Origin of the sequence: Pseudoalteromonas sp. 78C3 (assembly GCF_002836695.1) — a bacterium.
Taxonomy (GTDB): Bacteria; Pseudomonadota; Gammaproteobacteria; order Enterobacterales; family Alteromonadaceae; genus Pseudoalteromonas; species Pseudoalteromonas arctica.
In genome coordinates, this window is record NZ_PJAV01000139.1 from 22,406 (window position 1) to 35,852 (window position 13,447).

The window sequence follows — 13,447 nt, forward strand, 5'->3', positions numbered from 1 at the left end:
AACGGACACGCTATATGAATAAAAAACCAATTATGCTGGTGGCGCTAATGTGCGCGCTACCTGCTTTTAGTACTTTGGCGAATGTTAAAACATTAACCCTTAAGCAGGCACTGAGTAATACAGAACAACAAAATCTGGTATTAAAACGCTACCCTTATCATCAAAAAATATTGAGTGCGCTTAAATCTCAAGCTGCTCTTTCGCCTAACCCTGTATTGAATGTTGAAGCCGAAAACTTACTGGGCACTAACAAGGCGCGTGGCATTCAAGGCGCTGAAATAACGCTCGGGCTTAGCCAACTAATAGAGCTGGGCGATAAGCGGCAACACCGTATTAATTACGCAACCGCCAATATAAAAGCCCAAGCAATACAGTATCAAAATACCCGTTTAGCGTTATTAGCAACCACTGCTGAGCGATACTACCAAGGGCTTAAATTTCAAACATTATTAAGTCTAAATAACGAGCGTAAAGAGGTAGTAACCCAAGCACTTAAAGCGATTGAGCAAAGAGCTAATGCAGGTGCTGCGTCGCAAGCTGATGTGACGCGCATGCGTTATGCACTTAGCCAAGTAGAGCTTGATAAAGCCATGCTTAATAGTGAATTTGAGCGAGCAAGTTTATCGCTTAACGAGCTGTGGAGTGATGAGCAACCCTACAATACTTTTGCTGGTAATATTAATGTAATTACTGCGCTTAAATCAGCGCAAGCACTTTTAGATGCGGTTAACCAAGCCCCTGAATTTGCATTATTACAACAGCAATATTTACAGCAAACAGCTAATTTAACACTGCAAAAAGCAAACGGAAAAACCGATATTAATGTAGGGGGAGGCGTGCGCTATAACCAACAAAGCGACTCCAGCTCATTAGTGTTTTCGTTTTCTATGCCACTGCAATTAAGTAATTCAAATAGCGGAAATATTGCAGCTGCAAATAGTCAGCTCATGCTTTTAAATGAGCAGCAAGGGCAATTGCGCATCCAGCTACGCCAGCAAGTACGTACTTTGTACGCTTATTATCAAGGCCGAGCTAATCAGGCGAAGCTATTATCTGATCAAATTATTCCTCAGGCACAAACATTGATTGAGCAAAGCTTAAAAAGTTATCAACGCGGACAAATTTCGGTGTTGCAATTGCTTGATGCTCAACAAGCACTTTTTGATTCTAAACGCACACTTATTACAACTCACGCAGAGCTGTACCAAGTGCTACTTACTCTTGAGCGTTTAACAGGCCAATCTTTAATTGAGACTCATCAATCATGAATAAAAATATAATCGCATTACTAGTATCACTTTCGTTTGCCAGCAGCTTTGTAAGTACACATGCATTTGCCTCTGCTGAGCATGGCGAGTCAGGTCATAAAGAAACAGAGCAACACGAGAAAAAACAAGGTCCACACGGCGGCTTTTTATTAACTGATCCTAAATTAACCCTTGAGCTTAAATTGCAAGAATTTGCAGGTAATGTTGAGCTACGTGTATACGGCTATAAACAAAATAAATCGATTAATATAAACGACTTAAACATAACAATGAGTTTAAAGCGCTTAGTTGAAGGGTCGCAAAATATACAGTTTACAGCTGAGGGCGACTACCTTGTTAGCACGCAATCAATTAACGAACCACATTCGTTTGCACTTACCGTTATTGCTAATTATAAAGGCGAGAGCATTAGCTATGAATACGATCAACACGAAGGCCGTACCACGTTAACAGAGCGAGCTATTGAGCGCGCAGGCATTAAAACCGAGATAGCGCAAAGTGGTGAAGTGGATATTACCGATACGCTTTTTGGCGTTATTGCACCAACACAACATGGCACGGTAGAAGTAATGGCGCCGTATACAGGATTGATCAGTGATATTTTTGTAAGCATTGGTCAAAACGTTAAAAAAGGCGAAGTACTTGCCAATGTAACCAACCGCGAAACACTGCAAAACTACCCTATTAAAAGCCCAATTAGCGGCGTTGTAACCGAGCAATACTTAAAGCGTGGCGAGCTTGCAAGCACCAGTGCACTGATGCAGGTAGTTAACCTTGATAAAGTGTGGGTTGAGTTATCGGCTTTTCCTGAAAACATTGAAAAGCTAGCCATTGGTCAAAGCGCTAAAGTGTACGACTTGCATCACCATTTAAATACGCAAGGCAAAGTGTTTTTTATAGCCCCAATGATGACAGGCGGGCACATAGCGCGTGCCCGTATAGAGCTTAATAACCCAGACGGGCATTGGCGCCCAGGCATGCATATAAATAGCGATGTAAGTGTGGCTAAAATAAATGCCAGCGTGCGTGTTAAGCCACAAGCTATTCAAGAGTTTAACGGTCAACCCAGTGTGTTTGTTCGTAAAAATAATGTATTTGAAGTACGCCCCGTTACCTTAGGTGCAAAAAATAGCGAGTGGGTAGAAGTACTTACAGGCTTAAACGCGGGTAGCGAATACGTAACAGACAATAGTTATGTCATTAAAGCTGATATTTTAAAAAGCGGCGCAAGCCACGCTCACTAGGAGGCACCATGATTAATTGGATAGTTTCTTTTTCGGTTAAACGCCGCATGCTGGTGCTTGCGCTTACATTTTTATTTGCTGGATTTGGTGTATACAACATTCAAAATTTAGCAGTAGACGCAGTACCCGATATAACTAACGTACAAGTGCAAATTAATACCAAAGCGCAGGGTTTTACGCCATTAGAGGTAGAGCAACGCATTACCTATTTGGTAGAAACCGCCATGGCGGGCATACCTAAGCTTGATTATACCCGTTCGCTTTCGCGTTATGGGCTTTCGCAAGTAACGGTTATTTTTGATGAAGGCACCGATATTTATTGGGCGCGTCAGCAAATTGGTGAGCGTATTCAAAGTATTCGATCCGACTTACCTAATAACGTAGAGCCAAACTTGGGTCCTATTGCCAGTGGTTTAGGCGAAATATTTACTTATAGTGTGCACGCCGCGCCTAATGCGTTAAAAGAAGATGGCACTGCTTACAACGCCGAAGACTTACGCACTTTGCAAGATTGGGTTATTCGTCCGCAGCTTTTAAAAGTAAAAGGCGTTACCGAAATAAACAGCCAAGGTGGTTTTGAGCGCCAATACCAAGTAGCGCCAGTGCCCGAAAAACTCATTGCCTATAAGCTTACTATTAGCGATGTAATTAGTGCACTTGAGGTTAATAACAGTAACCGAGGCGCAGGTTATATTGAGCGCTTTGACGGGCAATATTTAGTACGCTCGCCTGGGCAGCTTAAAACCATTGATGACATAGCCAATACCGTTATAGCTAAGCGCGACGATGCACCTGTACGCATTAAAGATGTGGCTAACGTGCTTTTAGGCAAAGAGCTTAGAACCGGCGCGGCCACTTATAACGGCGAAGAAACCGTGCTCGGCACCGCCATGATGCTAATTGGCGAAAACAGCCGCATAGTGGCAAAAGCCATGGCTGATAAGTTAATTGATGTGCAAAAAAGCTTACCCGCTGGCGTTATTGTTGAGGCAGTTTACGACCGTACTACTCTTGTTGATAAAACCATAGCAACCGTGCAAACCAACTTATTTGAAGGTGCCATTTTAGTGATAGTAATTTTGCTATTACTGCTGGGTAATGTAACGGGCGCGCTTATTACGGCAATGGTTATTCCGTTGAGTATGTTGTTTGCCGTTACAGGTATGGTAGGCAATCGCGTATCGGGTAACCTAATGAGTTTAGGCGCAATCGACTTTGGTTTAATTGTTGATGGTGCTGTAATTGTAGTTGAAAACTGCCTACGCCAACTCGGTGTAGCTCAGCATAAACATGGCAGGCTACTTACTTTAAACGAGCGTTTAAATGTAGTGACCGCAGCCACCAAAGAAGTATTTACACCGGCTGTATTTGGCATTGTTATTATTATGCTGGTTTACTTACCTTTATTTGCACTAAGCGGCGTTGAAGGCAAAATGTTTCAGCCAATGGCATTTACTGTAGTTGCGGCGTTAATTGGCGCGCTTATATTTGGCGTTACATTTGTACCGGCTGCTATTGCAGTGTTTGTTCGCGGTAAGGTTGATGAAACCGAAAACGCAGTCATGCGCGGCGTTAAAAAAGTGTATAAGCCATTACTTGGTATATCGCTTAAATTACCGTGGCTGATGGTGGGTATTGCCACTGCATTAGTATTAGTGCTTGGTTTTAAAGTTAAAAACATGGGCGCAGAATTTTTACCGAAACTTGATGAGGGTGATATTGCTATGCATGCGCTGCGCATTACTGGCACCGGTATTGAGCAATCTGTGCAAATGCAAAAAGAGCTTGAGCAAGCCATATTAGATCAGCCTGAGGTTGCTAACGTATTTTCAAAAATTGGTACTGCCGATGTAGCAAGCGATCCTATGCCGCCCAATGTTGCCGATACTTTTTTAATACTCAAACCGCAAGATGAGTGGCCTAATCCAGCACTTACTAAAGCAGAATTGGTTCAGCAAATTCGTACCCGTGTTAACGATGTCCCTGGTAATAATTACGAATTTACACAACCAATAGAAATGCGCTTTAATGAGTTAATTGCTGGCGTGCGCGCCGATGTGGCACTGCGTATTTATGGTGACGACTTAAGCGTACTTAAAGAGTTTGGCGAAAAAGCCACAGGGCTAATGCGTAATATTGCAGGCGCTACCGATGTACGTTTGGAGCAAATGGAAGGATTGCCAACACTTTCGGTAACACCAATGCGCGACCACATGGCGTTATTGGGTTTAAGCGTAAACGATATTCAACAAACACTTGCCGCCGCTGTTGGCGGCGTGCAAACCGGGCTAATTTACGAGGGCGATAAACGCTTTTCGTTATTAGTACGCCTTGATAAACGTTGGTCTAGCGATGTATCAGCACTTGCTCGTTTGCCAGTTGCTTTACCTAAAGATAGTAACCCAGAACTTGCGTTTGTACCGCTTGGCGAAGTAGCGACAATTAGCATTGAAAAAGGGCCTAATCAAATAAACCGCGAAAGTGGTAAGCGTAACGTAGTGGTAACTGCCAATGTGGAAGGGCGCGATTTAGCAAGCTTTGTAAGTGATGCGCAAGCAAGCATGAATGAATCACTTAATTTACCAAGTGGCTATTGGCTTGAATACGGCGGCACGTTTGAGCAGCTACAATCGGCAAGTAAGCGATTGTCGTTGGTTGTACCGGTCACTTTACTGCTTATATTTGGCTTACTGTATAGCGCCTTTGGATCGCTTCGTGATTCATTGATTATATTTAGTGGTGTGCCACTGGCATTAACGGGTGGTGTGCTTGCGTTATTGCTGCGCGATATGCCGCTTTCAATATCAGCAGGTGTCGGCTTTATTGCCCTAAGTGGTGTCGCGGTATTAAACGGCGTAGTTATGCTGTCGTTTATAAAGCAGTTACGAAGCGATGGTTTAAGTTTGTTTGATGCAATTCACAGCGGTGCATTACAGCGCTTGCGCCCGGTACTGATGACGGCGCTGGTGGCAAGTTTAGGCTTTATACCTATGGCGCTTAATTCGGGAACGGGTTCTGAAATGCAAAAACCTCTCGCGACAGTAGTGGTTGGCGGGATTATTTCATCAACTTTACTGACACTGTTAATATTGCCTGCGCTTTATAAGTTAGTACATTCTAAATTTACTAAAAAAGCAGAAGCTGAATTAGTTTAAATACTAGCTATTAATAATGTAATAAAAAAAGCAGCTGTACTTACAGCTGCTTTTTTATTTGGGTATTATTTAGCAAAAATACTACATTAATTATATTGAAAAAGATTATCCCAACGCTCATCTAATATCGTTTTTGCGTGATCTAAATTTATTGCGCTATACACATCACTAGTGCACGTTACCAAACGCATACGCACCAGCTTTTCAAGTGCGTCGCTAATTTCAAAATCAAGATCGCACTGGTATTTACTTTTAAACCAATGCTCTATTTGTTCATCAAGCGTTTGTGCGGTTAAGCCGCTTTCTGATTTGAGTAAAAAGGTATACGCAAGCAGGGCTTCTTTTATGTCTTCTTCTTCGGCAGCGTCAATAAGCGTGTGAAAAACACCCGCGTTATTATCAAGGTTTTTAAAGTAGAGGTTATCGCTAAGCGCTTTCATAAATTTAATTTTACGGTTTTTAAACTTACTCCATTCTTTAAAAATAAAGCTGCCAAATACTCCCATGCCAATAGCAAAGGTAATAAAATGTTGTTGGGTCATTTCTACAGCTTCACTTCTAAAACCACCCCAAAAAGCAAACAGAGCAAGCAATAATACGATTGATGCGCCAAGTTTAGTTATAAGTACCACTGCACCGCCAACTAAAGCCGATGAGCCAATAATTGCTTTATCAATAGGGCGCATGCGTACTTCGCTATTAGGAAATAGCATTTCGAGATCGGCCTTTGGCACATTTTGAAACAGCTTTACTATGGTTGAGCTTGGCTCAAATCCCATTGGCGTTTTATTTTTAGCTTCAAAATAAGCGCTATCTTTAAAGCGAATAAACACGGCAACACGGTCGTAATTAGTAAAGTGCAGCGGCTTTTTACGCAAGCCCCAAAAGCTGGTAATAGTTTCAGTGAGTTGCGACTCGCCACGGCGATAAAATACCACTTCTTCAAAGTCGTCAAATTCAACTTCAAGGCGCACCTTAAATAATGACTCTTCATTTAATGCATCTTGTAAGTCTTCATTGGTTATCACTTCAAAATTAGCGGCATTAAGCACCTTAGCAAAATCTTTAGCAAACTCATGTTGGCACTGCGCTTTTTGATCCGCCGATACTGGCGCTAACGATCGCGTGTCACTGTTGGGATCAAAAGGGGCGTAGTTGTTTTTAAGTGACTCAAGTGTTGAGTGGTAATCGTAATGAATAAGGCTTGCTAGTAAATCGCAAAATTGTTTAAACGATGTTTTTTGTGTACTGCTTTTAAGCTCTTCGCTACACATATCAACAATATCTTGCTTTCTAAAGGGAATAAAACGCGCACTTTGCATAAATTAATAACTACTGTGATAGGGAATCTAACTGCATGGGCACATAATAAAATATTATTATGGATATTACTAATTTGTTAATGCAGTAGGGCGTATTGATCATTGGTGGTTGAATTTGCAGCTGTGTGTTTGGTTTTTAGGCAAGGCAGAGCCTATGTAGTGTGGTTATTCCCCATAAATAAGGCGATAACGCAGCATAAATACCAAACATGCGCTGCCCTCTGGGTTCTTTCTAGGGACGATTAACTCTTTGTTGCCTGCATGGATGTAGGTAAGGGGCGTGAGCAGGACGCGGAAGCTTTGCTCGATTTTTACTTAGCCCACTAGGTTACAAACCTCGCGCCGTGATTTAATCTTCCTTGGATTGAACAAATTTCAATCCACAAAGATCAATACGCCCTAGGACCTGATAAATTTAGTACACTGTTTTCAGCGTGTATTAACCTAAATGTGTAATTATTGGCTTATTGAATACTCTTGTTCTTACTGATAAGTGAAAAGGATTTACTATGGCCATTCAAAAAAAGCTAAAAGAAAAAACGCGTAATTTTATTGACTCTAAGCATATGCTTAGCGGTATTACAGTGGCGTCGTTTTTAGAGTCAACCATAGTTCCTATTCCACTTGAAGCTGTATTAGTACCGCTAATGCAAGCTCGCCGTGAAAAGCTATGGCTTATAGCATTAATGGCGACCTTGGGCTGCATAGTGGGCGCATTGTTTGGTTATGCGTTGGGTTATTATTTATTTGATGCGGTTGGCGATTGGATTATTAATACGTTTTCGAGCCCTGAGCAATTTGAAAACGTTAAACAGCAAATGCAAGATCAAGGTTTTTGGTTTGTAATAACACTAGGCATAGTGCCTATTCCGTTTCAAATAGCGATGCTTGCAGCTGGCGCGACTAAGTACTCTATTTGGCTGTTTTTGTTGGCCTCGGGTATTGCGCGTTCTATTCGTTACTTTGGTCTGGCTATTATTGTTTATTATGCAGGTAATGAAGCTGAGCGAATCATTAGTAAACACAAAACTAAGGCAATGGTTTTAATAACGTTACTTGTGTTAGGAGTTTGGGGATTAAGCTTGGTGATTTAAGCTCATTATTAAAGGTTATTAACCACCTTATTCTAATAAGCCTTTTTGGTAATGTGCTATAGTTTTTTAATATAGTATCGAAAAGCTTAAGGTTAATATGATTGAAACTGTAAAACTCACTATCAGGCTTTCTAATTTTTTTAAAATGAGCTGGAAAAATAAAACTGTAAGCCTATTTTTATTAGCTTATATTGTTATTTTTTCAGCCTACTCCCTAACTAACTTTCCTCCCCTACAAGTTCAAAATAATGTTTACGGTTTTACAACTGATTTTATTAATTTAATTGTTCTTATTTTTTTATTTTGGATGGTTCAGTGCTCCAAACTTTCAAAGCTTGCATATACATTTTCGACTCTCGGATTAATGCTCTGGTCCATGGGTAATACAGCTGATTTAATCGATGAGATAGTGATACAGCCTTACTGGGTAAGTATTTATTTTGAAGATTTATGCAGAACCAGCGGCATGCTTTTAACTTCCTATGGTTTATTTAAAACGATGCGCTTTATACAAAGTATTAATAATCGATTAGCGCGTGAGCTAATTATTGACGATTTAACCAAGGTACATAATAGACGTTATTTTTATCAGCACGCTAAAGATGCTCAGCACTCACCTTACGTTATTTTAATTGTAGATATAGACCACTTTAAAGCAATTAATGATGAATTTGGTCATGATGTTGGTGATGTGGTGCTTAAAGAACTAGCAACTAAATACGACAATGCTTTTACGCACCAAAACAAATTTGCTCGCCTCGGTGGTGAAGAATTTGGTGGCTACTTGCCTATAAATAATATGACGCAAGCGTGTGATTTTTCGCAGCAATTAATTGATCTTGCACACACCATAAATGTTCAAAATTCTCGCCACTTAACAGTAAGTATAGGTGTTGCAATGCAAACGCCTAATGAGCCTTTAGATAAAGTAATGAAGCGCGCTGATCAAGCTTTATATTTAGCTAAGAAGAGTGGCCGAGATCGTTTTGAAATTGCCCCGTAAGCGTTTTTAACTATATAAAAACACGTCCTTATTGTTTGCACATTTACTACACTTTTTAACGTTTTCGTAAGGAAATGTCAGTGAGGGTAATGCTTTGTAAATCATGAAATTAAAATAGAATGTTTAGGTCATAATGGGGATATTAATAATAAGGAATAACCTTAATGACCAACTCCCTTTTAAAAGCTGCATTACCCTTAAGTCTAATTACTATTTTGTCGGGCTGTGGCTCTGACGATAGCTCAAGCTCTACAGGTTACATCCAATTGTATAACGGCTCTTACAATAGCCCATATACGCGTTTGTTTGTTGAAGAAACAGAACGTTCAGGCGCTGATTTTGCCGATGTAACTACTCGCCATAACTACAGCACAGGCACTTATGATGTAAGTTTTGAATACCTAGATGCTAACGACAGCTATATAACAATTAGCGACCAAGAAATTTCTATTAAAGGCGACAAAACACAGTTAGTAGTAATGAGCGGCAACTTTGATGAGCCTACATTTACAGAGCTTAGCGTACCTATCACAAGCGATACGGGTGAGTTTAACTTAGGGTTTTACAATATTGCAGGGGAGGATACTAACTACGATATTTATTTAGCAACTGATGATGGCGTATTTGAAAGCGCGACACTTTTTTCATCGGCTCAATATTTAAGTGAGTTAGATCTGCAAAGCATTGATGAAGGCTATTACACTGTTTACATAACAGAAGCGGGCAGCAGTGATGTTGTGTACGAGTCGTCATCTGTTTATTTATACGACGAAGCAAGCTATGTAGCAATGATCCGCCCAAGTTATGCTACAGAAGAAGGCGGTATTACGCTTGATGTAGTAACCGATAACAACTACGTTACTGAGCTTAAACATCAATCTGCCCTGGGGCAATTACGTTTTATAAATACGGTTGATGACTACTCGCCAGTAAGCTTTTCTGCTACACGCGGTACAACTGTAAACACAACAAATACAGTTGCTAGTGACTCTTATACCGATTATGTTGAACTTTCGCCTAATAGTTACAGCGTAGCGATGTACGACGAAGAAGGTACAAAACTAGCTGATAACTTTTTAATGACGCTAGAGCGTGAGCAAAGTGCGGTGGGTATTTTTTATAACGACGCAGATAACGGTTTACGTATGATGAGCGTTGAAGAAAACCTAACACCAAGTAGTTACAGCCATACGGTATCGGTTGTAAACCTAATTGAAAGCTACGCAGGGCAATCGGTTTCAGATGTTGATGTGTACTTTACACTTAACGGCGAAACAGTAGACGACACCAGTAACGTAGTCGATGGCCTAGATAAGTATGACCAAGAAGAGCAGGTTGTAGATAACGAAATTTACACTGTTTATGTTGTATATGAAGATAATGGTCAGCAAATTGTGCTTATTCAACAAAGCGATATGGACTTTACACAAGAGGGTAACTACATATTGATTTTAGAGCATGATGAAACAACAAGCTCAGGTTATAAAATGACCCTAGAGCGCACTATTACCGATAGTGTTGAATAAATCTAAACATATTAAGTAGCATAAAGCCTAAGCACTTTAAGTACTTAGGCTTTTTTATTGAACAAAATTTACCTACTCATTAATAATTAGGTACACTCAGGGCATAATAATTAATAAGAGTGTGCCATGGATGATTTAGTTGGGTTAGCCGTCATAGTAATACTGGTTGTAGTTGCCGGTGCTATCTGCGGTTTAATAGCGCTAGTGCAGTTAAATGGATTAAAACAAGAAGTGGCTGTTTTAAGGGCCAAAGTAACACACTTACAAACACATAAATCGATATCGCAAAGTGAACCTCAAAGTGAAGCATCTACGGCTCAGGCAGCGCTTTCAAGGTCTGAGCCAATTGCTCATAAAACACAGCCAAACTTAACGTCCCAAAACGCGTCGCCACCTGTAATAAATCAGCCATCAGTGCCTCCTAAAAAAGCCAAACCAGCTGAAGCATCAGCCATAGAATTACTATTTAATAAATTACGCGCAGGGTTTGAGCAAAACTGGATGACCTGGATAGGCGCAATAGCGCTTGCGTTTGGTGGCATATTTTTAGCTAAATACAGCCTAGAAGCGGGGTTACTATCGCCTGTAATGAGGCTGAGCTTAGGCGGCTTATTTGGGCTTGGCTTAATTGCAGCTGCGGCTTATTTACACCATAAACGTATTATATTTGAAGGCTTTAATAATTACATACCCGCAGCGCTTGCAAGCGGCGGGTTTATTACCTGTTTTGCTTTAACGCTTTTAGCCTACAGTAGCTACGATATGCTTAGCCCTACCGTGGCATTTTTTACACTGGCAGTTATTGCAATTAGCGCAAGTGCTATGGCGCTTAGGTTAGGCCCATTATTAGCGGTATTAGGTATTATTGGCGCTTATAGTGTACCAATATGGGTTAGCACTGGCAGTGGTAACTTGTTTGCATTATTTATGTATGTTGGCTTTGTAAGTTTGTCGGCTGCGTTAGTTGCACATAAAGTACAGCGAGCTTGGTTGTGGTATTTATTATGGGCAGGGCACATTGGTTGGTATTTAGTTGGTTTTACATTACTTAAAATTAATACCGTTTGGTTAATGGGGGCATTTGCTTTACTTAGTATTATTGGGTTAATTGCTATACCGCGCTTAGGTCTAAAACTGAATGTTATTGAACATCGCCCGCACAGTTTAAAACGCTTAATTAGAGTGCTTCCAGATCATGCATTATTACTCGCCTTTATGGCGCCCTTAATATTTACCATGCTAATAAGTCACTTTGATATGCAGTGGCAAACAATCGGCGTGTTGAGTATTGTATTGGTGTTGTTTTTAGTCCTTAAAAATAGCCGTTGGGATATTTGGCAGGGTGTAGCGTTAGTTATTTCAACGCTATTAGTGATAGGCGCTCAGCGCACGCATCTTTCGCCAAACCTATTTGATGACGCACTCTTTATATTCAAAAATGAGTATGGTTTGGGTTTATTTCTCGGATTGTTACTTACCGCTTTTGGGCTTTATTACGGTAAAAAACAGATTAAGCGTTTAGCGTTTCATATTACGGGGGCATTTAGTGTATTTGTAATGATAGCGACTTTATATACGCTTATTCCTAATTCCGCGTTAAGTACTGCATATCCACTTTGGGCCGTTGTATTGTTTGTAGTCGCCGCTATTTTAATAAAGCTCGCGCAGCATAATACAACGCTATTTCAGCGTTTTACTTATTGGGTAGGCGCTAATGCCAATATTACGTTAGCAATTACCATGCTACTAAGTGACAGCGGCCTAACCATTGCTCTTGCTGTACAAGTATTACTTATAAGCGTACTTATTAAACGCTATAGCGTGCCTATGCCACATTGGCCTATAAAAGCCTTGGTTGCTGCGTTATTACTGCGCCTTACGCTTTCACCTTGGACGCCAAGTTACGATGCACTCACGGTATTTGGTTTGCATTGGAGCATAGTGGTTTACCCGTTATGTATCGCGTTATTTTTTGCCGCAGCTAAGTGCTTTGACTCATCAAAACTTAAAATATGGCTGGAAGGTGCAGCCCTTCATTGTTTAGCGCTTTTTATTACAACCGAAACAAGTTATCAGTTAGTAGGGCATTATCCGCAATTTGATTCACTTAATTTTTACGAACAAATACTCCTTACCTGTAACTGGCTGGCATTAGGGTGTGTGTATTTACACAGAGCAAAACTTGCCGGTACTTTAGCTAAGTTATACCAAGTGGCGGGCTTTGCACTTGCAGGGTTAGCAGGGCTTTTTGCTATTAAAACACTGCTTGATGATAACCCATTATTTGAATCACTTTACATAGGTGAGCTGCCAATATTTAACTGGTTATTACTATTGTGGTTAGTACCTGCAGGATTAACGCTTTGGCTGGCCAAGCTTGTAAAACCAATAAATGCTAAAGCGACACCATTTATATTGGCCATTGCAGGTGGCTTTATATTATTGGCAATAAACAGCTTTATTCGCCAATACTGGCAAGGTCCTTACATTTACTTATCAAAAGGCGCAAGTAATGCAGAGCTTTATAGCTACTCTGTTATTTGGTTAGTAATGGGTGCGGGTACTGTTATTTTTGGTCATTTAAAAAACCAGTTATTAATACAAAAAGTAGGCTTAGGCTTACTAGCTGCAGTTATTGTTAAAGTGTTTTTAATTGATATGGCTAACTTGGAGGGCTTACTTAAAGCGCTTTCGTTTATTGGATTAGGACTTTCGTTGGTGGGATTAAGTTGGTTGTTCCAAAAGCTTAGAAGCCGAGTAAATCCAGTTTAACTTTATAAACACTTAATAAAGCAAAGCCCAGTGAAGATACTGGGCTTTTTGTTTTACGCTATT

Annotated in this window: 8 protein-coding genes; 7 read left to right on the forward strand and 1 reads right to left on the reverse strand. The window is 40.5% G+C overall.

Features of this window, described 5'->3' with window-relative positions; translation table 11 throughout:
- Positions 1-14: 14 nt before the first annotated feature.
- Genes CXF76_RS08865 through CXF76_RS08875 form a run of 3 tightly spaced genes read left to right on the forward strand, consistent with a single transcriptional unit; the run spans position 15 to position 5,667 of the window.
- Complete coding sequence (locus CXF76_RS08865; RefSeq protein WP_101163472.1) at positions 15-1,268, forward strand: TolC family protein; 1,254 nt, start codon at positions 15-17, stop codon at positions 1,266-1,268.
- Positions 1,265-2,512 (forward strand): efflux RND transporter periplasmic adaptor subunit, encoded by a 1,248-nt coding sequence (locus tag CXF76_RS08870; RefSeq protein WP_101163473.1) that lies wholly within the window; start codon positions 1,265-1,267, stop codon positions 2,510-2,512. Before CXF76_RS08865 ends, CXF76_RS08870 begins: the two co-directional genes overlap by 4 nt.
- Positions 2,513-2,520: 8 nt before the next feature.
- Positions 2,521-5,667, forward strand: coding sequence for an efflux RND transporter permease subunit (locus tag CXF76_RS08875; RefSeq protein ID WP_101163474.1), 3,147 nt, complete (start codon positions 2,521-2,523; stop codon positions 5,665-5,667).
- An 86-nt stretch (positions 5,668-5,753) separates the two neighbouring features.
- On the opposite strand, the gene CXF76_RS08880 is transcribed toward CXF76_RS08875, so the two are convergent.
- Positions 5,754-6,989 (reverse strand): TMEM143 family protein, encoded by a 1,236-nt coding sequence (locus CXF76_RS08880; protein ID WP_101163475.1) that lies wholly within the window; start codon positions 6,987-6,989, stop codon positions 5,754-5,756.
- A gap of 509 nt (positions 6,990-7,498) precedes the next feature.
- Between CXF76_RS08880 and CXF76_RS08885 the strand changes: the two genes are divergently transcribed.
- From CXF76_RS08885 to CXF76_RS08900, 4 genes are all read left to right on the forward strand, one after another.
- Positions 7,499-8,083, forward strand: a complete 585-nt coding sequence (locus CXF76_RS08885; RefSeq protein ID WP_010554604.1) for a YqaA family protein — start codon at positions 7,499-7,501, stop codon at positions 8,081-8,083.
- A gap of 97 nt (positions 8,084-8,180) precedes the next feature.
- Positions 8,181-9,086 carry a GGDEF domain-containing protein gene (locus tag CXF76_RS08890; RefSeq protein WP_101163476.1) on the forward strand — a complete coding sequence of 302 codons (906 nt, stop codon included), beginning with the start codon at positions 8,181-8,183 and terminating at the stop codon, positions 9,084-9,086.
- Between the two features lie 164 nt (positions 9,087-9,250).
- On the forward strand, positions 9,251-10,612 hold the full coding sequence (locus tag CXF76_RS08895; RefSeq protein ID WP_101163477.1) for a hypothetical protein: 1,362 nt from the start codon (positions 9,251-9,253) through the stop codon (positions 10,610-10,612).
- Between the two features lie 126 nt (positions 10,613-10,738).
- Positions 10,739-13,384: a DUF2339 domain-containing protein gene (locus tag CXF76_RS08900; RefSeq protein ID WP_101163478.1), complete on the forward strand. Its 2,646-nt coding sequence runs from the start codon at positions 10,739-10,741 to the stop codon at positions 13,382-13,384.
- Positions 13,385-13,447: the final 63 nt, after the last annotated feature.